The sequence below is a fragment of the Variovorax sp. AC194 genome, from assembly GCF_979257995.1.
This window is the reverse complement of the sequence record NZ_OZ409823.1, coordinates 4,235,967-4,256,698: the sequence shown is the minus strand read 5'-3', so window position 1 is coordinate 4,256,698 and position 20,732 is coordinate 4,235,967. Positions and strand designations below refer to the sequence as shown.

The 20,732-nt window shown below is 67.8% G+C and carries 21 protein-coding genes and 1 other RNA gene; 19 read left to right on the top strand and 3 right to left on the bottom strand.

Annotation, left to right across the window (positions count from 1 at the left end; all coding sequences use genetic code 11):
* Nucleotides 1-72: 72 nt before the first annotated feature.
* Nucleotides 73-169: signal recognition particle sRNA small type (gene ffs / locus ACZYRS_RS20270), an RNA gene on the bottom strand.
* Nucleotides 170-282: 113 nt separating this feature from the next.
* Between ffs and dnaX the strand changes: the two genes are divergently transcribed.
* The 8 genes from dnaX to ACZYRS_RS20230 all read left to right on the top strand — a co-directional run bounded on the left by dnaX (nt 283) and on the right by ACZYRS_RS20230 (nt 7,798).
* The gene (dnaX, locus tag ACZYRS_RS20265) at nt 283-2,166 is read left to right on the top strand and encodes a DNA polymerase III subunit gamma/tau (protein ID WP_463420685.1); all 1,884 of its coding nucleotides are present in this window, start codon (nt 283-285) and stop codon (nt 2,164-2,166) included.
* 71 nt (nt 2,167-2,237) lie between these two features.
* Nucleotides 2,238-2,570 carry a YbaB/EbfC family nucleoid-associated protein gene (locus ACZYRS_RS20260; protein ID WP_007836669.1) on the top strand — a complete coding sequence of 111 codons (333 nt, stop codon included), beginning with the start codon at nt 2,238-2,240 and terminating at the stop codon, nt 2,568-2,570.
* A 114-nt stretch (nt 2,571-2,684) separates the two neighbouring features.
* On the top strand, nt 2,685-3,275 hold the full coding sequence (gene recR / locus ACZYRS_RS20255) for a recombination mediator RecR (RefSeq protein ID WP_013540938.1): 591 nt from the start codon (nt 2,685-2,687) through the stop codon (nt 3,273-3,275).
* Between the two features lie 28 nt (nt 3,276-3,303).
* Nucleotides 3,304-3,696 (top strand): MAPEG family protein, encoded by a 393-nt coding sequence (locus ACZYRS_RS20250; protein ID WP_198784320.1) that lies wholly within the window; start codon nt 3,304-3,306, stop codon nt 3,694-3,696.
* 147 nt (nt 3,697-3,843) lie between these two features.
* Nucleotides 3,844-4,878, top strand: coding sequence for an ABC transporter substrate-binding protein (locus ACZYRS_RS20245; protein ID WP_463420684.1), 1,035 nt, complete (start codon nt 3,844-3,846; stop codon nt 4,876-4,878).
* Nucleotides 4,879-4,930: 52 nt separating this feature from the next.
* On the top strand, nt 4,931-5,746 hold the full coding sequence (locus ACZYRS_RS20240; protein ID WP_463420683.1) for an ABC transporter ATP-binding protein: 816 nt from the start codon (nt 4,931-4,933) through the stop codon (nt 5,744-5,746).
* Nucleotides 5,743-6,576 (top strand): ABC transporter permease, encoded by an 834-nt coding sequence (locus ACZYRS_RS20235; protein WP_463420682.1) that lies wholly within the window; start codon nt 5,743-5,745, stop codon nt 6,574-6,576. Before ACZYRS_RS20240 ends, ACZYRS_RS20235 begins: the two co-directional genes overlap by 4 nt.
* Nucleotides 6,577-6,613: 37 nt before the next feature.
* Nucleotides 6,614-7,798 carry a low temperature requirement protein A gene (locus tag ACZYRS_RS20230; RefSeq protein WP_463420681.1) on the top strand — a complete coding sequence of 395 codons (1,185 nt, stop codon included), beginning with the start codon at nt 6,614-6,616 and terminating at the stop codon, nt 7,796-7,798.
* A gap of 47 nt (nt 7,799-7,845) precedes the next feature.
* Here ACZYRS_RS20230 and ACZYRS_RS20225 read toward each other — a convergent pair whose 3' ends face one another.
* Both ACZYRS_RS20225 and gloB read right to left on the bottom strand, forming a co-directional pair.
* Nucleotides 7,846-9,459, bottom strand: a complete 1,614-nt coding sequence (locus tag ACZYRS_RS20225) for a transglycosylase SLT domain-containing protein (RefSeq protein ID WP_463420680.1) — start codon at nt 9,457-9,459, stop codon at nt 7,846-7,848.
* Nucleotides 9,456-10,235 (bottom strand): hydroxyacylglutathione hydrolase, encoded by a 780-nt coding sequence (gene gloB, locus ACZYRS_RS20220; RefSeq protein ID WP_198784314.1) that lies wholly within the window; start codon nt 10,233-10,235, stop codon nt 9,456-9,458. Before gloB ends, ACZYRS_RS20225 begins: the two co-directional genes overlap by 4 nt.
* Before the next feature lie 19 nt (nt 10,236-10,254).
* Here gloB and ACZYRS_RS20215 point away from each other — a divergent pair, with 19 nt between their 5' ends.
* The 11 genes from ACZYRS_RS20215 to ACZYRS_RS20165 all read left to right on the top strand — a co-directional run bounded on the left by ACZYRS_RS20215 (nt 10,255) and on the right by ACZYRS_RS20165 (nt 20,730).
* Complete coding sequence (locus ACZYRS_RS20215; protein ID WP_198784883.1) at nt 10,255-11,007, top strand: class I SAM-dependent methyltransferase; 753 nt, start codon at nt 10,255-10,257, stop codon at nt 11,005-11,007.
* A 31-nt stretch (nt 11,008-11,038) separates the two neighbouring features.
* Nucleotides 11,039-11,488, top strand: coding sequence for a ribonuclease HI (gene rnhA / locus ACZYRS_RS20210; protein WP_198784313.1), 450 nt, complete (start codon nt 11,039-11,041; stop codon nt 11,486-11,488).
* A 141-nt stretch (nt 11,489-11,629) separates the two neighbouring features.
* Nucleotides 11,630-12,565 (top strand): helix-turn-helix domain-containing protein, encoded by a 936-nt coding sequence (locus ACZYRS_RS20205; RefSeq protein ID WP_463420679.1) that lies wholly within the window; start codon nt 11,630-11,632, stop codon nt 12,563-12,565.
* 162 nt (nt 12,566-12,727) lie between these two features.
* Nucleotides 12,728-12,952, top strand: coding sequence for a hypothetical protein (locus tag ACZYRS_RS20200; protein ID WP_463420678.1), 225 nt, complete (start codon nt 12,728-12,730; stop codon nt 12,950-12,952).
* Nucleotides 12,949-14,361 carry an amidase gene (locus ACZYRS_RS20195; protein ID WP_463420677.1) on the top strand — a complete coding sequence of 471 codons (1,413 nt, stop codon included), beginning with the start codon at nt 12,949-12,951 and terminating at the stop codon, nt 14,359-14,361. The genes ACZYRS_RS20200 and ACZYRS_RS20195 overlap by 4 nt, the downstream gene beginning before the upstream one ends.
* Nucleotides 14,362-14,524: 163 nt before the next feature.
* Nucleotides 14,525-15,925: an amidase gene (locus tag ACZYRS_RS20190; RefSeq protein WP_463420676.1), complete on the top strand. Its 1,401-nt coding sequence runs from the start codon at nt 14,525-14,527 to the stop codon at nt 15,923-15,925.
* Nucleotides 15,926-15,993: 68 nt separating this feature from the next.
* On the top strand, nt 15,994-17,226 hold the full coding sequence (locus ACZYRS_RS20185) for an urea ABC transporter substrate-binding protein (protein WP_463420675.1): 1,233 nt from the start codon (nt 15,994-15,996) through the stop codon (nt 17,224-17,226).
* Nucleotides 17,227-17,275: 49 nt separating this feature from the next.
* Nucleotides 17,276-18,142: an ABC transporter permease subunit gene (locus ACZYRS_RS20180; RefSeq protein ID WP_093432021.1), complete on the top strand. Its 867-nt coding sequence runs from the start codon at nt 17,276-17,278 to the stop codon at nt 18,140-18,142.
* A 20-nt stretch (nt 18,143-18,162) separates the two neighbouring features.
* Nucleotides 18,163-19,254, top strand: coding sequence for a branched-chain amino acid ABC transporter permease (locus ACZYRS_RS20175; protein WP_463420674.1), 1,092 nt, complete (start codon nt 18,163-18,165; stop codon nt 19,252-19,254).
* Complete coding sequence (locus tag ACZYRS_RS20170) at nt 19,251-20,030, top strand: ABC transporter ATP-binding protein (protein WP_463420673.1); 780 nt, start codon at nt 19,251-19,253, stop codon at nt 20,028-20,030. Before ACZYRS_RS20175 ends, ACZYRS_RS20170 begins: the two co-directional genes overlap by 4 nt.
* Nucleotides 20,020-20,730, top strand: a complete 711-nt coding sequence (locus tag ACZYRS_RS20165; RefSeq protein ID WP_463420672.1) for an ABC transporter ATP-binding protein — start codon at nt 20,020-20,022, stop codon at nt 20,728-20,730. Before ACZYRS_RS20170 ends, ACZYRS_RS20165 begins: the two co-directional genes overlap by 11 nt.
* Nucleotides 20,731-20,732 lie beyond the last annotated feature (2 nt).

Genomic DNA, 20,732 nt, shown 5'->3' with positions numbered 1-20,732 from the left:
AGGGTTTTTCGCTGAGAGATTTTTTGCAAGCTGCGTTTCACTTTGCATGAAGTGAAACGAGCGGCTGAAGAGGTTGACGAGCCTTACCCCTGGCACTGACTACGCAGTTAGGGCTGCTTGGTTCCCCACCTGACCCGGTTGGCCACTTCACCATGCAGGGAGGCCCGTCAACTTGCATTCTAACCGGGTGAATTTGCCCCCTTCGCGGGGGCGTGAATGATTTCGGGGGCGGCGGGGAAACAAGCGTGAAGCGGCCTCTCCGCGCCTTTTAGAATGCCCGCAATGTCTTATCTCGTGCTCGCTCGCAAGTTCCGTCCGAAAACCTTCGGTGAGATGGTCGGTCAGGGGCATGTGGTGCAGGCGCTCGAGAACGCCCTCACCACGCAGCGCCTGCATCACGCCTATCTTTTCACCGGCACGCGCGGCGTGGGCAAGACCACGGTCTCGCGCATCCTGGCCAAGTCGCTCAACTGCCAGGGGCCGGACGGGCAGGGCGGCATCACCGCCACGCCGTGCGGCGTGTGCCAGGCCTGCCGCGACATCGACTCGGGCCGCTTCGTCGACTACACCGAGCTCGACGCGGCCTCCAACCGCGGCGTGGACGAAGTGCAGTCGCTGCTCGAGCAAGCCGTCTACAAGCCGGTGCAGGGGCGCTTCAAGGTCTTCATGATCGACGAGGTGCACATGCTCACCAACACCGCGTTCAACGCGATGTTGAAGACGCTCGAGGAGCCGCCCGAATACCTCAAGTTTGTGCTCGCCACCACCGATCCGCAGAAGGTGCCAGTCACGGTGCTTTCGCGCTGCCTGCAGTTCAACCTGCGGCCGATGGCGCCCGAGACGATCCTCGAACACCTGACAGGCGTGCTGCAGACCGAAGAGGTGCCGGCCGAGCCGCAGGCGCTGCGCCTCCTGGCGCGCGCGGCGCGCGGCTCGATGCGCGACGCGCTCTCGCTCACCGACCAAGCCATCGCCTTCGGCAACGGCGAGCTGGTCGAGACCGGCGTGCGCCAGATGCTCGGCAGCGTGGACCGCGGCCATGTGTTCAAGCTGATCGAGGCGCTTGCGCAGGGCGACGGCAAGACGGTGGTCGACACTTCCGAGGCCCTGCGCCGCGATGGCATGTCGGCTGCTTCCACGCTCGAGGAAATGACATCGGTGCTGCAGGCCATGGCCGTGCTGCAGGCGGTGCCTTCGCGGGCGGAGTCCGCCGATTCGGCCACCGATCCGGACGCCGCCGACACCGCGCGCCTCGCATCGCTGATGCCGGCCGACGAAACGCAACTGCTCTACAGCCTGTGCCTGCACGGCCGCGGCGAGCTGGGCCTGGCACCCGACGAGTACGCCGCGCTCACCATGGTGCTGCTGCGGCTGCTGGCCTTCAAGCCTTCCAACGCGGCCGCTTCGACGGCCACCCCGGAAAAAAAAACTCTGAATGACGCCCAGGGCGCGGCGCAAAGGGCGCCCGCCCCCGTCGCTCGTCCTGTGCCGGCCCCAGCCCTGGCGCCGGTGGCCAGGCCCGCGGCCGAAACACCGCCTCCGACGGCTCCCACGCCGCCCGTTCCGGCACCCGCCGCAGCATCGAATGCGCCGGCATCGGCCCCCGCGGGTCATCGTCTGGCGGTGGTCGACGAGTCCATGCGTCCCTCGGACCACAGGCCTTCTCCCACGGACGCGCCCGCCAAGGTCGTCGGCATGCCGATCCGCGTGCAGCCGCCTCCCGGCCAGCGCGATGCGCCGCGCACCGACGAGCAGCGCGGCCCGGCCGCACCGATCCCGCCCAGCGAAGACGGCGACTTCTGGTACGCCACGGTCACCCAGCTGGTCGCGGCCGAAAGCATCACGGCGCTCTCGCGCGAACTCGCGCTGCAGTCGCAGCTCGTGGGGCGCGACACCGACCAGTGGATCCTGCGCATCGAGCGCGAAACGCTCAACCAGCCTTCCAGCCGCGAGAAGCTCACGGCCGCGCTCAACGCGCTCGGCCACGACATCAAGCTCGCCATCGAGATCGGCGGCGTGGTCGACAGCCCCGCGCGCCGCAACCGGCACGCGGCCGAGGCACGCCAGCGCGTGGCCGAGGAGGCCATCCACAGCGACCCCGAGGTGCAGATGCTGATGCGCGACTTCGATGCGAAGATCGTCCCCGGAACGCTGCGGCCAGCCTGAGAGGCTCAGAGCCGGGCAGCCACGTCTCTTATCCTTCACCCATTTTCTTCACCACACACACAGGACCAACGATGTTCAACAAAGGACAACTGGCCGGCCTCATGAAGCAGGCGCAGGCAATGCAGGACAACCTCAAGAAGGCCCAGGAAGAACTGGCGCACATCGAGGTCGAAGGCGAATCGGGCGCGGGCCTCGTGAAGGTCGTCATGACCTGCAAGCACGACGTCAAGCGCATCACCATCGACCCGAGCCTCTTGGCCGACGACAAGGACATGCTCGAAGACCTCGTGGCCGCCGCCTTCAACGCCGCCGTGCGCAAGGCCGAGGAAACCAGCGAGCAGAAGATGGGCAAGCTCACCGCGGGCATGCCGGGCCTTCCCCCGGGCATGAAGCTCCCGTTTTAATGGCTCACCCCCAGGCTTGCCCACTGCGTGTGGCCGCCAACCCCCTTGCAGGGGGCAACACCAGTGGCCCGGCAAAGCCGGTTCCACGGTGTTCGCGCGAAGGGAAGCGCTGACATGGCCGACGCCAGTTCGCTCGACGCCCTGGTCGATGCGCTGCGCCGCCTGCCCGGCGTCGGCGTGAAGTCGGCCTCGCGCATGGCGTTTCACCTGCTGCAGCACGACCGCGACGGCGCCCAATTGCTGTCGCGCGCATTGCAGCAGGCGGCGGGCAATGTGCGGCACTGCGAGCTGTGCAACACCTTCACGGAAGCACCGATCTGCAGCGTGTGCATGGACTCGCGCCGCGACGGAACCAAGCTCTGCGTGGTCGAGACGCCCGCCGACCAGGCCGCGCTGGAGCGCACCGGTGCGTTCCGCGGCTATTACTTCGTGCTGATGGGCAAGCTCAGTCCGCTCGACGGCATCGGGCCGAAAGACATCGGCCTGCAGAAGCTGTTCGATCGCGCACTCGACGGCACGGTGAGCGAAGTCATCCTCGCCACCAACTTCACCGCCGAGGGCGAAGCCACCGCGCATGTGATCGGCGAAGCGCTCAAGCAGCGCGGCCTCACCGTGACGCGCCTCGCGCGCGGCGTTCCGGCCGGCAGCGAGCTCGAATACGTGGACCTGGGCACCATCGCGCACGCGCTGGTCGATCGCCGATAGCCCAAGCGACAGGCGCAATCAACCTGCCATGACCCTATCCCTCCTCACCATCGCCTACTGGTGCGTGTTCGTCGCCTGCGGCCTGCCGTATCTGGCCGCGTGGACCGCCAAGGCCGGCGCCTTCGGCCCGCGCGACAACGTGCATCCGCGCGAATGGGCCGCCCGGCAGAACGGTTGGCGCGCGCGCGCCAACAGCGCGCAGGCCAACACCTTCGAAGGGCTGCCGTTCTTCATCGGCGCGGTGATCATCGCGCACCAGCTGGGCGCTAACCAGGCGCGGCTGGACATGCTGGCGGTGGCCTATGTCGTGCTGCGCGCGATCTACCTGGCGATCTACATCAAGGGCCTGGGCGGCGTGCGCAGCGCGGTCTGGGCGCTCGCGTTCCTCGTCAACATCGCGATTCTTTTCCTCGCGAAATAGGCCGCCAAAGGCCATTCGGCAGAGGGCCCGTGGAGGCCTTCATGCTTACGTGGAAACCCGCACGGGATGACCCCGATGCAGGCAACCGGCGCGCACCCCTAAGCTCGATTCACTTCACAAGAATCAAAGAGCCCGCAGGACCGCTTCATGCTTCATCGCAGAACCCTCATTTCCGCCTCCGCAGTCGCCGCCGCCGCGATTGCGCTGCCGCGGGTTTTTGCGCAAGCCAAGCTGGAGAAAACGAAGATCTCCATCGCGGTCGGCGGCAAGGCCGCGTTCTACTACCTGCCCCTCACGATCTCCGAACAGCTGGGCTACTTCAAGGCCGAAGGGCTCGAGGTGGAGATTTCCGATTTCGCCGGCGGCGCGCGCGCGCTGCAGGCCGTGGTGGGTGGCTCGGCCGATGTCTGCTCGGGCGCCTACGAACACACCATCAACCTGCAGGCCAAGAATCAGTTCTTCCAGGCCTTCGTGCTGCAGGGCCGCGCACCGCAGATCGCGGTGGGCGTGTCGACCAAGAACATGGCCGGCTACACCGGCATCCAGGACTTGAAGGGGAAGAAGATCGGCGTCTCGGCACCGGGCTCGTCGACCAACATGGTGGCCAACCTCGTGCTCTCGCGCGGTGGGCTGAAGGCGAGCGACGTGAGCTACATCGGCGTGGGCGTCGCGGCCGGCGCGCTCACCGCGCTGCGCTCGGGCCAGATCGACGCCATCAGCAACACCGACCCGGTGATGACGATGCTCGAGCAGAAGGGCGACGTGAAGATCATCAGCGACACGCGCACGCTCAAGGGCACGCAGCAGGTGTTCGGCGGCACCATGCCGGCGGCCTGCCTCTATGCATCGAGCGAGTTCATCCAGAAGAACCCCAACACCTGCCAGGCGCTGGCCAATGCCATCGTGCACGGCCTGAAGTGGCTGCAGACCGCGGGGCCGGGCGACATCATCAAGACGGTGCCCGAGACCTACCTGCTCGGCGACCGCGCGCTGTACCTCGCGTCGTTCGACAAGGTGCGCGAATCCATTGCCACCGATGGCCTCGTGCCGGTCGACGGCCCCAAGACGGCGCTCGCGGCCATCGCGAGCTTCGACACCAGCGTGAAGTCCGACAAGATCGACCTCACCAAGACCTACACCAACGATTTTGCTAGGCGCGCGAAGGACAGGTTCAAAGCCTGACTCCGAACGTCCCCGCGACCCGGCCTTGGCCGGGTTTTTTAATCCGGCCGACATGTCCGATCACGCACTCGAACTCCTCTCCATCAGCTGCACCTTCCACTCGAAGGACGATCCGGGCCAGCGTTACACCGCGGTCGCTGACACCACGCTGCGCATCAAGGCCGGGGAGTTCGTCTCGGTGGTCGGCCCCACGGGCTGCGGCAAGTCGACGCTGCTGAACGTGGGCGCGGGGCTGCTCGCGCCGTCGTCGGGCACGGTCAAAGTGTTCGGCCAGACGCTTTCGGGCGTCAACGCGCGCGCGGGCTACATGTTCCAGACCGAGGCGCTGATGCCGTGGCGCAGCGCCGTCGCCAACGTGATGGTGGGGCTGCAGTACCGCGGCGTCTCCGATGCCGATGCGCGCGAGCAGGCCGAGGCCTGGCTCTCGCGCGTGGGGCTCTCGGGCTTCGGCGACCGCTATCCGCACCAGCTCTCGGGCGGCATGCGCAAGCGCGTGGCGCTCGCGCAGACGCTGGTGCTCGACCCCGACATCATCCTCATGGATGAGCCCTTCAGCGCGCTCGACATCCAGACGCGCCAGCTGATGGAAAACGAGGTGCTCGACATCTGGAGCGCGAAGAAGAAAGCGGTGCTCTTCATCACGCACGACCTCGATGAAGCCATCGCGATGAGCGACCGCGTGGTGGTGCTGTCGGCCGGCCCGGCGACGCACCCGATCGGCGAGTTCGACATCGACCTGGCGCGCCCGCGCGACGTGGCCGAGGTGCGCACGCAACCGCGCTTCGTCGAGTTGCACACGCAGATCTGGGAGGTGCTGCGCGACGAGGTGCTCAAGGGCTACGCGCAGCAACTGAGGAAGGCCGCATGATCCCGCGCCTGAACGAACGCAACGCGCGCTTCTGGCAACTGGTGCTGCTGGTGGTCATCCTGGTGGGCTGGCACCTGGCATCGCGCAACCAGCAGTTCGCCTTCTTCGTCGGCGAGCCGATCCAGGTGGCGGGCCGCATCTGGAGCTGGTTCCTGCCGTTCGAGGTGCCGCCGAACCTGCTGTTTCCCGAGGGCCTCAAGGGCAACGCCGACATCTACCTGCACCTGGGCACCACGCTCCTGGAGACGGTGCTGGCCTTCGGCATCGGCACCGTGATGGGGCTGGCGTGCGGGCTCTGGCTGGCGCTCGCGCCGACCGCGAGCCTGATCCTCGATCCGTACATCAAGGCCGCCAACTCGATGCCGCGCGTGATCCTCGCGCCGATCTTCGCGCTGTGGTTCGGCCTGGGCATCTGGAGCAAGGTGGCGCTGGCGGTCACGCTGGTGTTCTTCATCGTGTTCTTCAACGTCTACCAGGGCGTGCGCGAAGTGAGCCCGGTGGTGCTGGCCAACGCGAAGATGCTGGGCGCCAACCAGCGGCAGCTGCTGCGCACCGTGTACCTGCCGAGCGCGACGAGCTGGGTGTTCTCCAGCCTGCACACCTCGGTGGGGCTGGCCTTCGTCGGCGCGGTGGTGGGCGAGTACCTGGGCTCGGCGCGCGGCGTGGGCTATCTCATCCTGCAGGCCGAGGGCACGTTCGATGTCAACACCGTCTTTGCCGGTATCGTCGTGCTCACGGCCTTTGCGCTGGCGCTCGACGGGCTGGTCGGCCTGATCGAGAAGCGCCTCATGAAGTGGCAGCCACGCAGCGGAGAAACCGAAAAACTCTAGCGGCTCGAAATTTGAAAACTGAAAGGGAGAGAGAGTCATGTTGCGCAAGAAAAACGGACTGCCAACGACTTTGCGATCGCGCAACGAGGCCGCCAGGGTCTCGAACGAAGAGCTGTTCTTCGACCTGGTCTATGCGTTCTCGGTCACGCAGCTGTCGCACTACCTGCTGGACCACCTGAGCCTCCTGGGCGCGCTGCAGACGCTGGTGATGTGGTTCGCCGTCTGGCTCGGCTGGCAGTACACCGCCTGGGCCACCAACTGGTTCAACCCCGGGTCGCTGCGCATCCGCGGCATGCTGTTCGGGGTGATGCTGCTGGCCATGGTGATGGCGTCGGCGCTGCCGGGCGCGTTCGCCGAGCGTGGGCTGGTGTTCGCCTGCTGCTTTGCGGGCATCCAGGTCGGGCGCACCCTGTGCATGCTGATCGCGGTCGGTTCGAAGAGCGACCTGGCGCCCAACTTCCGGCGCCTCCTGGCATGGAACTGCGTGGCGGCCGTGTTCTGGATCGCGGGCGGATTCTCCGAAGGGCCGTGGCGCCTCGGGTTCTGGTGCGTCGGCGTGCTGTGCGAATACGTTGCGCCGATGGTCGGGCTGGTCTTTCCGGGGCTGGGGCGTTCGTCGACCGCGGAGTGGACCATCGACGGCGGCCACCTCGCCGAGCGCTGCCAGCTCTTCGTGATCGTGGCGCTGGGCGAATCCATCCTGGCGAGCGGCATCGCGTTCGGCCATCACGCCGAATGGCATCCGGTCGACGTGTACGCGTTGCTCGTGGGCTTCGCGGGCAGCCTGGCCATGTGGTGGATGTACTTCGACACCAGCGCCAGGGAGGCCACGCATGCGATCGAGCACGCGAAGGACACGGGCCGCATGGGCGCCAGCTACCACTACACGCACGTGATCCTGGTGGCCGGCATCATCGTGTGCGCGGTCGCCGACGAGCTCGTGATCGGCGAGGGCTCGCACCATGCCGAGCTCAAGTACCTCGGGCCGCTTCTGGGCGGACCGGCCATCTATCTCTTCGGCAATGCGCTGTTCAAGCGGGTGGTGCGCGGCTTCCTGCCGCAGTCGCACCTCTTCGGGCTCATCGGGCTCGCGGTGCTGGGCGCGTTCGCCTCGCACCTGACGGTGCTGGTGGTGGGCACGCTGACCACGGTGGTGATGATCGCCGTGGCCGCGCTGGAAGCCGTGGTGCGCCGCCGGGCGGGAGCCGCCCAGGCGCACTGAGCGGGCACCGCCGCGTCAGCGCTTCTGTCGCCTTGTCCAGCGCTTCTTCAGCGCTTCTTTTTCGAGGGCGTGCCGCCGCGCTTCTCGCGCACGACCTGCTTGCCCGCCGGCACCTTCACGACGTTCTTGCCGCGGGCCGTGTTGGCCTGGGCCGGAGCGGCGCCGCGCTTGGAGGAGGCCGCCGCGGCATGGCCGCGCGCCACCGCCACGCCGGCGCCGACACGGGCCGCGGGCGCCGCGCGAACCGGCAGGTACACCACCACGCTGTAGCCGCGCTTGAACGCGTGGTTGGGCTTCACGTCGTTCCACTCGGCCACGTTGGTGGGCTTGAGGTTGTAGCGGCGCGCGATGCTCGTCACGCTGTCGTTGCGCCCCGCCTTCACGGTGGTGCGGCGATTGACGATCTCGGGCTGGAAGCTCAGGTGCCCGCCATCGGCCACCACGGCCGCGACGTCTTCCTTCACGCGGGCGCCGCGCGGCACGATGAGCGTCGAGCCGGCCTTGATGAGCATGCGCGGCGGCACGTTGTTCATCGCGCGCAGGTCGCTCTCGCTCATGCCCGAGCGCTGGGCCGCGTCGGCCACCGTCATGGTGTTGGGCACGACCCAGGCGGTCCAGCTGGCGTATTGGCCTTGGGCGTAGGCGTCGAAGTTGCGCTGGAACACGGCCGCGTTGTCCCAGGGCAGGAGGATCTGCGGCGTGCCCGCGGCGATCAGCACCGGCTTGTGCGCGGCGGGGTTGAGCGCGCGGAAGTCGTCCAGGCGCACGTCGGCCAGCTTGGCGGCCAGCTCCACGTCCAGGTCGCGCGTGAGCGTGACGGTCTGGAAGTACGGGTGGTTGGCGATCAGCGGCAGCTCGGCGTTGAAGGCCTGCGGATTGGCCACGATGTTCTTCACCGCCTGCAGCTTGGGCACGTACAGCCGCGTCTCGGCCGGCATGTTCAGGTCGCTGTAGGTGGTGGGCAGTCCCGCGCGCTGGTTCTTGGCGATGGCGCGGCTCACACTGCCTTCGCCCCAGTTGTAGGCGGCCAGCGCGAGCTGCCAGTCGCCGAACATGCCGTAGAGCTTCTGCAGGTAATCGAGCGCGGCGCGGGTGGAGGCCACCACGTCGCGGCGGTCGTCGCGGAAGATGTTCTGCTTCAGGTCGAAGTCGGTGCCGGTGGCCGGCATGAACTGCCACATGCCGGCGGCGCGCGCGCTGGAGACGGCTTGCGGATTGAACGCGCTCTCGATGTACGGCAGCAGCGCGAGCTCGGTGGGCATGTTGCGGCGCTCGAGTTCCTCGACGATGTGGAACATGTACTTGTTCGAGCGCTCGGTCATGCGCTGGATGTAGTCGGGGCGGCTGGCATACCACTGCTCGCGGTCGCGCACCAGGTCGCTCTCCAGGTTGGGCATCTTGAAGCCGCGGCGGATGCGGTCCCACATGTCGGTCGGCGGTGCCAGCGTGACCACGCTCTGCGAGTGGGCCTCGCTGCTGGACAGGGGCGAGAGGGCGTCGCGCGGATAGACGGGGGCCGCGCTGCCGGCGACCTTGGCGCCGGTGCCGCCGGCGGTGGCGCCGGTCTTGGAGGAAGTGGTGGAGGAGCTGTTGTCGGTCGGTGCCGCGCAGCCGGCGAGCACCAGGGAACCTGCTAGGCAGGTGGCAGCGAGAAATTTCATCGGAAGTCGTTTTTCCATTGGCGCAGTGCGGCGAACACATCGGCTTCGGCCGCGTCGGCGGAAAGCTCGGCGTGCGCGCGCACCGCTCGAAGGACAGTGGCTTCGCGGCTGCGAAGAAAGGGGTTGATCAGGCGTTCGGTCGCCAACTGCGCGGGCAGCGTGGGCTGCCCCTGCGCGCGCAGGCTTTCGCAACGCGCGTTGTACTGAGTCAGATCGGCATTGCCCGGTTCCACCGCACGGGCGAATCGCAGGTTAGCAAGTGTGTATTCGTGCGCGCAGCAGACGCGCGTGTCGCCCGGCAGCGCGGCGAGCGCATCGAGCGAGGCCAGCATCTGCGTGGGCGTGCCTTCGAAGAGCCGGCCGCAGCCGCCAGAAAACAGTGTGTCGCCGCAAAAAAGCAGCGGTGCGCGGCCTTCGGCGGCGGGAAGAAAGTAGGCGATGTGGCCGGCCGTGTGGCCCGGCACGTCGATCACTTCAAAGCCGAGGCCGAGCGCCTGGGCGACGTCGCCCTGCACATACGGCGTGAAGGGCTCGGGGATGCGTTCGCGCGCGGGGCCGTGCACCGGCGCGCCCGTGGCGGCGTGCAGCGCGGCCACGCCGCCGGTGTGATCGGCGTGATGGTGCGTGACTAGAATCGCGGCCAGCTGCAGTTGGTGGTGCGCCAGCGCATCGAACACCGGTTGGGCGTCGCCCGGATCCACGATGATGGCGCTGGACCCGTCGTGCAGCATCCAGATGTAGTTGTCAGCGAAGGCGGGCAGCGGAACGAGGGTCATGAGCGGTCAAATTATAGGTTTGCAGGATTGGTTCGCGACCCCCCCGGGACGCTACCTCCTCGCGTGGGAGCAAGCCCAGTTCGACCAGGCGGTGGCCGACGTGTTCGGCTACCACGCGCTGCAACTGGGCGCGGCCGAGGTCGAGGGACTGCGCACCAACCGCATGCCGCACCGCTGGCTGGCCCTGAGCGACCCGATGCGGCCCGCCAAGGCGACGCTCCTGACCGACTTCACCGCGCTGCCCTTCGCGGCCAACAGCTTGGACCTGGTGGTGATGCCGCATGCGCTGGAACTCAGTCCCGATCCGCACGCGACTCTCCGCGAAGTCGAGCGGGTGCTGGTGCCCGAGGGCCGCGTGGTGATCTGCGGGCTCAACCCGGCCAGCCTCTGGGGCATGCGCCAGCGGCGCGCGCACCTGTACCGCAAGCTGGGCATCGGCGATCTCTACCTGCCCGAGGGCGGGGAGTTCATCGGCTACTGGCGCATGCGCGACTGGCTGCGGCTCCTGAGCTTCGAGGTGGAGTCGGGGCGCTTCGGCGTCTACCGGCCCGCGGTGCGCAGCGACGCGTGGCTGGAGCGCTGCCGCTGGATGGACAAGGCCGGCGAGCGCTGGTGGCCGATCTTCGGCGCGGCGTATTTCCTCGTGGCCGTGAAGCGGGTGCGGGGCATGCGCCTCCTGAGCGCCGACTGGCGCCGGGCCGCGGCACGCGCCACGGCGCCCGTGTCGATCGCGGGCAAGGTGCATCGGCAAGGGCCGGACCGGACAGATTGAATCGAATGAAGAGAAACAAGGAAAAGAGAGCTTGAACGAAGTCGTGATCTACACCGATGGTGCATGCAAGGGCAACCCCGGACCCGGGGGCTGGGGCGCGTGGCTCAAGTCGGGCGCCACCGAAAAGGAACTGTTCGGCGGCGAACTCAACACCACCAACAACCGCATGGAGCTGACCGCCGTCATCGAGGGCCTGGCCGCGCTCAAGCGCCCCTGCAACGTGCTGCTCTACCTGGACAGCCAGTATGTGCGCATGGGCATCACCGAATGGATCCGCGGCTGGAAGGCCAAGGGCTGGATGACCGCCAGCAAGCAGCCGGTGAAGAACGTCGAGCTCTGGCAGCGGCTGGACAAGCTGGTGGCCGAGGGCGGCCACACGATCGAATGGCGCTGGGTCAAGGGCCATTCGGGCGATCCGGGCAACGAGCGCGCCGACATGCTGGCCAACAAGGGCGTGGACAAGGCACTGGGACGGATCTGACGTAGGGTCAGCCCCGACGCTGCCGGGGCGGGCGCTTGCTAGAGTGCCCCAACGCAGCGAAGCCGGCCGACGCAGGGGCACGATTGTTGCTTGGGTTTTGGTATTCCACCACGCCGGTGGCACCGTCCATTCGTTCGCAGCATGAACCTCGACTACTCAACGGACACGGTCGAACGCAGCCAGCGCTTCGACTACTGGAGCGATGTGGTGCGCAAGCACTTCATACCCGCCGCGAGCCGCGTGCCCGACCGCGAGCATTTCAACGCGCACTTTTCCGTCCGTTCGCTCGGCAACCTCACGCTGGCCGAGATGTCCTCGCCGCGCCACTACTGGGAGCGCGACGCGCAGCACCTGCGCAGCGGGCCGAACGAAGACTTCATGCTGAGCCTCATGGTGTCCGGGCACGGCGTGCTGTCGCAGTCGGGCCGCGAGGTGGTGCAGCGCGACGGCGACATCATTCTTTACGACGCCGCACGGCCATTCACCTTCGACCTTTCGCCCGAGTCGAACCTGCTCGTGCGCATTCCGCGGTTGCAGCTGCTCTGCAGGTTTCCCGAGGCCCAGAACCTCACGGCCATGCACCTGGCCAACGGCCACCCCATCGCCAGATTGCTGGGCAGCATGATCCGCGAGGCCGCGGTGCTCGAGCTCTCGGGGCAGGAGGGCATGCAGGCCAGTCTTGCGAGCTCGCTGCTGGACATGCTCTCGGCGGTGCTGCAGTTCCAGGTCGGATGCACCGACGCCGTGCAGTCCTCGCACCACGCGCTGTTCCAAAAGACGCGCGACTACATCGCCGCGCACCTGGACGATTGCGAACTCGACGTGGAGCAGATCGCCTCCGCGCAGCACGTGTCCGCCCGCACGCTCGCGCGCGTGTTCGCCGAGCACGGCACCACGCCGATCCAGTGGCTCTGGAGGCAGCGCCTGGAGGCGAGCCACAGCGCGCTGCGCGAAGGCCGCGTGCGGCAGGTCACGCAGGCGGCGTTCCAGTACGGCTTCAGCGATCTCTCGCATTTTTGCCGGGTCTTCAAGAAGGCCTATGGGGTGACGCCGCAGACGCTGCTGCGCGGGCACTAGCACCAGCGCGCCACCGCGCACCGCGTCACCACAGCCGGCCATCCGCTGCACGCGCAGAGGTTGGCGGTTCCAGCCCATCGCGCTGGCCTTTGCAGCCAAGCCGCGCGCGGCGTTGCTCCCTATCGTGAAGTCCACAAGCTTCCTTCACGAATGGAGACGACGATGAATGCTTCCCCGCCCGCAGATGCGGTCGATGTCGGTGCGCTCGCCCGCTGCGCGGCCCTGGACCTGAGCCCCGAGCGCCGCGCCGCGGTCCAGGCCGTGCTGTCCACCTGGATTCCCGCGGCCAACGAACTGAGCCGCAAGATGAGTGATGCGGCCTACAGCGAGCTGATGCCTGTCACCGCCTTCGCGCATGCGCACGACGTGCCCGAGGACGCCGCATGAGCGAGCTGCTCGAACTCGGCCTCGCCGAAGCCGCGCGCCTGGTGCGCGCGCGCAAGGTCTCGCCCGTGGAGCTGGTGGAGGCATCGCTCGCACGCATCCGCGCGCACGACGGCGTGCTCCGCTCCTTCATCACGGTGTTCGAGGAGCAGGCGATGCAGGTGGCGCGCGCGGCCGAGTTGCTCTCGGGCGCGGGCCACGAGCTCGGCCCGCTGCAGGGCATTCCGCTCGCGCTGAAGGACAACGTCGCGGTGCGCGGCAGCCGCACCACCGCGGGCAGCAAGATCCTGGCCGACTGGCTGCCCGAGGCCGACGCCACCGTCACCACGCGGCTGCGCCAGGCCGGCGCGATCTTCATCGGCAAGACCAACATGCACGAGTTCGCCTGGGGCGGCACCTCGGCCAATCCGCACTACGGCGCGGTGCGCAACCCCTGGGACCCGGCGCGCTTTCCGGCCGGCTCCAGCGGCGGCTCTGCGGTCGCCGTGGCCGCGCGCTTCTGCTTCGGCGCGATCGGCACCGACACGGGCGGCTCGATCCGCCTGCCTTCGGCCATCAACGGCATCGTGGGCCTGCGTCCGACCTACGGGCGGGTCAGCAACCACGGCGTGATTCCGCTCGCATGGAGCATGGACACGGTGGGCCCGATGACGCGCACCGTCGAAGACTGCGCGCTGATGTTCGGCGCCATCGCGGGCTTCGATCCGAAGGACGCGGGAAGCGCGCAACGCACCTGCGACGACTACTTGAAAGACCTGGGCGGCGGCTGCCGCGGCCTGCGCATCGGCATCGTGCCGGGCTACTTCTTCGAGCACCTGCAGGCGCCGGTGCACGACGCGGTGAAAGAGGCGCTGGCCACCTTTGTGGACCTGGGCGCGGAGCTGGTCGACATCGACATCCGCAACATCCACGGCAACATCTCCGCGCAGCTCACCATCGAATCGGCCGAGCCCAGCACCTACCACCAGCGCAACCTGCGCGAGCGCCCCCAGGACTACGGCGACGACGTGCGCACCCTGCTGGAAGCCGGCGAAATGCTGCTGGCGACCCAGTACCTGCAGGCCCAGCGCTACCGCGCGCTGCTGCGCGCCGAATTCCTCGAGGCCTTCAGGAAGGTGGACGTGTTCGTCTGCCCCTCGCTGCCCTTCGTCGCCACCCGCATCGGCCAGACGCGCGTGGAGATCGAGCCGGGGCAGGAGGAAGACATGCTCTCGGCCATCATGCAGTTCACCGGCGTCGCGAGCCTCACGGGGCTGCCGTCGCTGAACGTGCCCTGCGGGTTCGACCCCGACGGCCTGCCCATCGGCATGCAGGTCATCGGCCGGCCCTTCGCCGAGGCGACGCTGCTGCGCGCGGGCCATGCCTTCCAGCAGGCCACGGGCTTCCACCAGCGCGCGCCCGTGCTGCGCTGAAAGAAAAAGCGTCGCTGGCCGCTCCAGCACATCGCGATGGCGCTGCGAGCCAAGCGCTCGCGGCGGCCCTTCGGTACCTTCAATACCTTCAATACCTTCGATGGGCAGCTTCAGACAAGCCTGTTCCTCGCCCTGATCCCCAACGAAACGGAGTCTCCCCGCCATGCCGGACAACGATCTGCACTACCTCGAACTTCTGGAAGTCGGCCGCCGCATCCAGGCCAAGGAACTCTCGCCCGTGGAGGTGACGAAGGCGCAGCTCGAGCGCATCGGCGCGCTCGACGGCAAGCTCAAGAGCTATGTGCGGGTGCTCGGCGATTCCGCGCTCGCCGAGGCGGCGCGTGCCGAAGCGGAAATCGCCAGGGGCCAGATCCGCGGCCCGCTGCACGGCGTGCCGATCGCCATCAAGGACCTGTGCTGGACCGAAGGCGTGCCGACCGCCGCCGGCATGACGCTCTACAAGGACTTCGTGCCCATCACCGACGGCACCGTGGTGCGCAAGCTGCGCGAGGCGGGCGCCGTCATCCTGGGCAAGCTGCAGCTCACCGAAAGCGCCTATGCGGACCATCACCCGTCGGTCTCGCCGCCGGTCAATCCGTGGAACCCGGCGCACTGGCCGGGCGTGTCGTCCAGCGGTTCGGGCGTCGCGACCGCGGCCGGCCTGTGCTACGGCTCGCTGGGCACCGACACCGGCGGCTCGATCCGCTTTCCCTCGGCCGCCAACGGCCTCACGGGCCTGAAGCCCACCTGGGGCCGCGTGAGCCGCTACGGCGCCTTCGAACTGGCCGCGACGCTGGACCACATCGGCCCGATGACGCGCAGCGCCGCCGATGCCGGCGCGATGCTCGGCGCGATTGCCGGCGCCGACGTGAACGACCCGACCGCCAGCCTCGCGCCGGTGCCCGATTACCTCGCCGATCTGGGCAAGGGCCTCGCGGGCCTGCGCATCGGCATCGACATGCGCTGGGCCACCGAGGGCGTCGATGCGCCGACGCGCGAGGTGCTCGACGCCGCCATCGCCGCGGTGCGCACGCTCGGCGGCGACCTGCGCGAGGTGCGCTTTCCCGATCCCGCGCAGGCCATCGAGGACTGGTTCCCGCTGTGCGGCATCGAAGCCGCCGTGGTGCACGAGAAGACCTATCCCGCGCAGAAGGACATGTACGGCCCGGCAGTCGCGGGCCTCATCGAGCTGGGCCTTGCGCAGCGCGGCGTGGATTACCAGAAGATCGTGCTGCGCCGCCATGACTTCAGCGGCAAGGTGCGCGCGATGTTCGAGGACATCGACCTGCTCCTGATCCCCGCCACGGGCATCGCTTCGCCGACCATGGAGCGCATGGCGCAGATGGGCGTGGATGCCGACCTCATGGCCGCGATGCTGCGCTACACCTGCCCGTTCGACATGACCGGCAGCCCGACCATCACGCTGCCCGGCGGCTTCACCGCAGGCGGCATGCCGGTGGCGTTCCAGTTCGTCGCGCGGCATTTCGACGAGGCACTGCTGGTGCGCGCGGGCGCCGCCTTCCAGGAGGTCACCGACTGGCACCGCCGGCACCCGGCGCTCTGAGCCGCCGCGGCTTCCCGATTCCCTTCTCTCTCCTTGTCTTTTTCTCTCTCTCCTGAAAGCACATCACCATGAAACTACGTCACGCGCTTTTCTCCCTGGGCTGCACGATGGTGCTGGCCACCGCCGCGGCCGCTGCTGTGGCCGCCGAGCCGCTGAAGGTCGGCCTGATGGAAGACGTCTCGGGCGACCTCGCCGTGCTGGGCAAGCCCAAGCTCAACGGCTCGCAACTGGCGGTGGAAGAAATCAACAAGGCCGGCGGCATCCTGGGCCGGCAGATCGAGCTCATCCACCTGGACCCGCAGGGCGACAACGCGCGCTACCAGGAGTTCACGCGGCGCCTCCTGAGCAAGGACAAGGTGGACGTGCTCATCGGCGGCATCACCTCGGCCTCGCGTGAAGCCATTCGCCCGATCGTGGACCGCACGCAGACGCCGTACTTCTATACCAACCAGTACGAAGGCGGTGTGTGCGATGCCAACATGATCAGCATGGGCGCGGTGCCCGAGCAGCAGTTCTCCACGCTCATTCCGTACATGGTCGAAAAATTCGGCAAGAAGGTGTACGTGGTCGCGGCCGACTACAACTTCGGCCAGATCTCCGCCGAGTGGAACCGCACGATCCTGAAAGACGTGGGCGGCACGGTGGTCGGAGAGGAATTCATTCCGCTGGGCGTCTCGCAGTTCGCGCAGACCATCCAGAACATCCAGAAGGCCAAGCCCGACTGGCTCCTGATGCTCAACGTGGGCGCCGCGCAGGACTCGTTCTTCGAGCAGGCCGCCGCCGCCAAGTTGAACCTGCCGATGGGCTCGTCGGTGAAGGTCATGCTGGGCTTCGAGCACAAGCGCTTCGCGCCGCCCGCGCTCAACCGCATGCACGCCACGGCCAACTGGTTCGAGGAAATCGACACGCCCGCGGCCAACGAGTTCAAGAAGCGCTGGCACGCCAAGTTCCCGAACGAGCCCTACATCAACGACATGGGCTACAACGCCTACAACGCGCTCTACATGTACAAGACGATGGTCGAGAAGGCCAAGTCGACCAAGCTGGCCGACATTCGCAAGGTGATCGCCGCGGGCGAGGCCTGCATCGAGGCGGCCGAGGGCAAGGTCTGCATCGACCCCAAGAGCCAGCACGCCTCGCACGAGATGCGCCTGATCGCGGTGGACGAGAAGCACGACGTGAAGGTGCTCAAGGACTACGGAACGATCCAGCCGTACTGGCTCGGCAAGATCGGCTGCGACCTCACCAAGAAGAACGACCGCAAGCAGTACACGCCGTCGGACCTGCCCAAGAAGCTCTGACGCATCGCGCCCGGACCCATCCGATCGACCGGTACAGCAGGGAGCAGCGGTGTTCGCCGAAATCTTCTCGTTCTTCTACCAGTTCGCCGACGTGTTCGCGTTCCTCATCCTCTCGGCGGCCGGCCTGGCCATCGTGTTCGGGATGATGGGCGTGATCAACATGGCGCACGGCGAATTCATCATGTGCGGCGCCTACGTCACCGTGGGGCTCGTGCACGCGGGCTTTCCGCTGCCGCTCGCGCAGCTGTGCGGCACGCTCGCCGCGGGGCTCATCGGCGTGGCCGTGGAGTGGAGCCTGGTGCGCAAGCTCTACAAGCGGCCGCTCGATTCGCTGCTCGCCACCTGGGGCCTGAGCCTCATCGTGACGCAGGGCATGCTGCTGGTCTTCGGCTCCACGCTCACCGGCGTGGGCACGCCCGAGGGCAGCTTCGTGGTGGGCGACTACACCTTCTCGGTCTACCGCATGGTGCTGTTCGCAGCCGCCGTGGCGGTGCTGGGCGGCATCTACTTCATCTTCATGCGCACGCGCTTCGGCGTGCATGCGCGCGCCACGATGCAGAACGCATCGATCGCGCAGGCCACCGGCGTGCGCGTGGGGCGGGTGTATGCGCTGAGCTTCGGCATCGGCGCGGCGCTGGCGGGCCTGTGCGGCGCGCTCTATGCGCCCACGATGACGCTGATACCCACGATGGGCGCGGCCTTCCTGGTCGAGGCCTTCGTCACGGTGGTGGTGGGCGGCGCCAACGTGCTGCTGGGCACCGCGCCGGCCGGCATCTTGCTCGCGGTCATCCGCACCGGCCTCAATGGCTGGGGCGGGCAGATCGTGGGGCAGATCGGCATGCTGCTGGCCGTGATCGTGGTGATCCGCATCCTGCCCGAAGGGGTGTCCGGATGGCTGGCCCGCAAGACGCGCTGAACCTGCACGGAGTCACACGAATGTTCCAACTCATCAACGGGCCGCAGACGCTGGGTGCCACCCGCGTCTTCTGGCTTCCCTTCATCGCGGTGCTCGCGGCCGTGCTGCTGTACCCGGCCTTCGCCGACGGCTACGACGTGGGCAACATGGCCTACCTGCTCACCTGGGTTTTCATGGCCATGGGCCTGTGCCTGGTGTGGGGCTACGGCGGCATGCTGTCGTTCGGGCAGACCTTCTTCTTCGGCATCGCGGGCTACGGCTACGGCGTGGCCGCGGTCAACCTGGGCGGCGATGCGGGCACCACGTTCCTCGCGCTGGCGATCGCGCTGTGCCTGGCGGCCGTGGCCGCGGCGGTGCTGGGTTACTTCATGATCTGGGGGCGCGTGGGCGGCGTGTTCTTCGGCATCGTCACGCTGTCGGCCACGCTGGTGCTGGCCTTCTTTCTCGGGCAGACGGCCGGGCCCGAATGGCACATCGGCAGCGCGCGGCTGAACGGCTTCAACGGCATGAAGGACATGGCGCCGCTGAACATCCCGTGGTTCGGCGACGACCCGCTGGTGTTCGACGGCATCGCGCTGTACTACCTGGTGGTGGGGCTGATCCTCATCGTGTACCTGGGCCTTCGCATGATGCTGAACTCGCGCTTCGGCAACGTGATCGTCGCGGTGCGCGAGGACCCGCAGCGCGCCGAGCTCTTGGGCTACGACGTGCGCAAATACCAGCTCGCCACCTTCGTGATCGGCTCCACGCTCGCGGGCCTGAGCGGCGTGCTCTACACCTCGTGGGGCCAGTTCATCACCCCGGCCAGCGTCGGGCTACCGGCCGCGGCGATGCCGATCGTGTGGGTCGCGTTCTCGGGGCGGGGCGACATCACCGCCACGCTGGTGGGCTCGTTCCTCGTGCTCTGGGCCTTCCAGACGATCACCGTCTACAGCCAGCAGGCGGCGCTGCTCCTGATGGGCGCGATGCTGCTGTGCACGGTGATGGTGGCGCCGCAGGGCTTCGTCATCGGCGTGGTGCAGGCGGCGCGGCGGTTGTTCGGGCGGCGCCGTCCGTCCAAGGAACCCGCGGCGCCCACGGTGCCCCCGGTGCAAGAGGAGGCGCGCGCATGAACGCCTTGCTCGAAACGCGGGCGCTCTCCAAGCGCTTCGGCGGCCATGCGGCGGTGTCGGAGGTCGACCTGTCGGTGCGCCAGGGCGAGATCCATTGCCTCATCGGGCCCAACGGCGCGGGCAAGAGCACGCTGTTCAAGCTCATCGTCGGCACGCACGAGGCCTCGGAAGGAAGCATCGCGTTCCAGGGGCGCGACGTGACGCGCGAGCGCCCGTTCCAGCGCGTGCAGCAGGGCATGAGCATCAAGATGCAGGCGCCCAGCGTGTTCAAGGAGCTGCCGGTGCGGCAGAACATCCACATCGCGCTGCAGCATCACACGCGCCTTGCCGAGTTGCGTCGCGAGGAAGACCGGCTGCTCGAACTGCTCGACCTCGCGCAGGACGCCGGCAAGCCCGCGGGCGAACTCGCCCACGGCCAGCAGCAGTGGCTGGAGATCGGCATGGCACTCGCGCTCAAGCCGGTGCTGCTGCTCATGGACGAACCCACCGCGGGCCTCTCGCCCGAGGAAACCTTCAAGACCGGCGAGCTGATCCAGAAGCTCAACGCCGAGGGCATGACGGTGCTGGTGGTCGAGCACGACATGGCCTTCATCCGCCAGATCGCACAGCGCGTGACGGTGCTGCACTTCGGCAAGGTGTTCGCCGAAGGCTCGATCGGCGAAATCATCGCGGACCCGCGCGTGGCCGAGATCTATTTGGGCAAGACACATGAGCCGCCGGGCCGCCCCAAGGCGAATACCGCAGTGCGCAGCGCGGAGGTTTCCAATGACCACTGAGACCATCCTCGAGCTGCAGGGGCTGCAGGCCAGCTACGGCGCGACGCCCATCCTGCAGGGCGTGGACATGAAGGTGCGCAAGGGCGAGATCGTGAGCCTCATCGGCCGCAACGGCGTCGGCAAGACGACCACCATGCGCTGCCTGATGGGCCTCTTGCGCACGCGCAGCGGCAGCGTGCGGCTGCAGGGGCAGGACATCGCGGCGCTCTCCAGCGATGCACGCGCGCGCCTGGGCATCGGCTACGTGCCGCAGGGCCGCGAGGTGTTCGCGCGCATGACGGTGGCCGAGAACCTGATGGTGGGCGAACTCGTCGGCGGCCCGCGCGGCAAGAAGCAGCCCGAGCTGGTCTACCAGTATTTCCCGCGGCTGGCGGAGCGCCGCAACCAGCAAGCCGGCACCATGTCCGGTGGCGAACAGCAGCAGCTGGCCATCGGCCGCGCGCTGGTGGGCAACCCCGCGCTGATGCTGCTGGACGAGCCTTCGGAGGGCATTCAGCCCTCGATCGTGCAGCTCATCTGCGACGTGCTGCGCGCGATACGGCGCGACCTGGGCACCACCATTCTTTTCGTGGAGCAGAACCTGGACACGATCCTGGACGTGGGCGAGCGTGCCTACGTCATGGAGAAGGGCCGCATCGTCGGGCGCATCGAGCCCGGCCAGATGAACGCGCAGGCGGTGCGCGCGCACCTGATGCTCTGAAC

Bases quoted from the DNA above. Each gene is read 5' to 3' on its own strand.
- ACZYRS_RS20230 (WP_463420681.1), top strand. From the start codon at position 6,614: ATGTTGCGCAAGAAAAACGGACTGCCAACGACTTTGCGATCGCGCAAC.
- ACZYRS_RS20205 (WP_463420679.1), top strand. From the start codon at position 11,630: ATGAACCTCGACTACTCAACGGACACGGTCGAACGCAGCCAGCGCTTC.
- ACZYRS_RS20235 (WP_463420682.1), top strand. From the start codon at position 5,743: ATGATCCCGCGCCTGAACGAACGCAACGCGCGCTTCTGGCAACTGGTG.
- ACZYRS_RS20175 (WP_463420674.1), top strand. From the start codon at position 18,163: ATGTTCCAACTCATCAACGGGCCGCAGACGCTGGGTGCCACCCGCGTC.
- dnaX (WP_463420685.1), top strand. From the start codon at position 283: ATGTCTTATCTCGTGCTCGCTCGCAAGTTCCGTCCGAAAACCTTCGGT.
- ACZYRS_RS20240 (WP_463420683.1), top strand. From the start codon at position 4,931: ATGTCCGATCACGCACTCGAACTCCTCTCCATCAGCTGCACCTTCCAC.
- ACZYRS_RS20250 (WP_198784320.1), top strand. From the start codon at position 3,304: ATGACCCTATCCCTCCTCACCATCGCCTACTGGTGCGTGTTCGTCGCC.
- ACZYRS_RS20170 (WP_463420673.1), top strand. From the start codon at position 19,251: ATGAACGCCTTGCTCGAAACGCGGGCGCTCTCCAAGCGCTTCGGCGGC.
- ACZYRS_RS20185 (WP_463420675.1), top strand. From the start codon at position 15,994: ATGAAACTACGTCACGCGCTTTTCTCCCTGGGCTGCACGATGGTGCTG.
- gloB (WP_198784314.1), bottom strand. From the start codon at position 10,235: ATGACCCTCGTTCCGCTGCCCGCCTTCGCTGACAACTACATCTGGATG.
- recR (WP_013540938.1), top strand. From the start codon at position 2,685: ATGGCCGACGCCAGTTCGCTCGACGCCCTGGTCGATGCGCTGCGCCGC.
- ACZYRS_RS20165 (WP_463420672.1), top strand. From the start codon at position 20,020: ATGACCACTGAGACCATCCTCGAGCTGCAGGGGCTGCAGGCCAGCTAC.
- ACZYRS_RS20195 (WP_463420677.1), top strand. From the start codon at position 12,949: ATGAGCGAGCTGCTCGAACTCGGCCTCGCCGAAGCCGCGCGCCTGGTG.
- ACZYRS_RS20200 (WP_463420678.1), top strand. From the start codon at position 12,728: ATGAATGCTTCCCCGCCCGCAGATGCGGTCGATGTCGGTGCGCTCGCC.
- ACZYRS_RS20190 (WP_463420676.1), top strand. From the start codon at position 14,525: ATGCCGGACAACGATCTGCACTACCTCGAACTTCTGGAAGTCGGCCGC.
- ACZYRS_RS20260 (WP_007836669.1), top strand. From the start codon at position 2,238: ATGTTCAACAAAGGACAACTGGCCGGCCTCATGAAGCAGGCGCAGGCA.
- ACZYRS_RS20225 (WP_463420680.1), bottom strand. From the start codon at position 9,459: ATGAAATTTCTCGCTGCCACCTGCCTAGCAGGTTCCCTGGTGCTCGCC.
- ACZYRS_RS20245 (WP_463420684.1), top strand. From the start codon at position 3,844: ATGCTTCATCGCAGAACCCTCATTTCCGCCTCCGCAGTCGCCGCCGCC.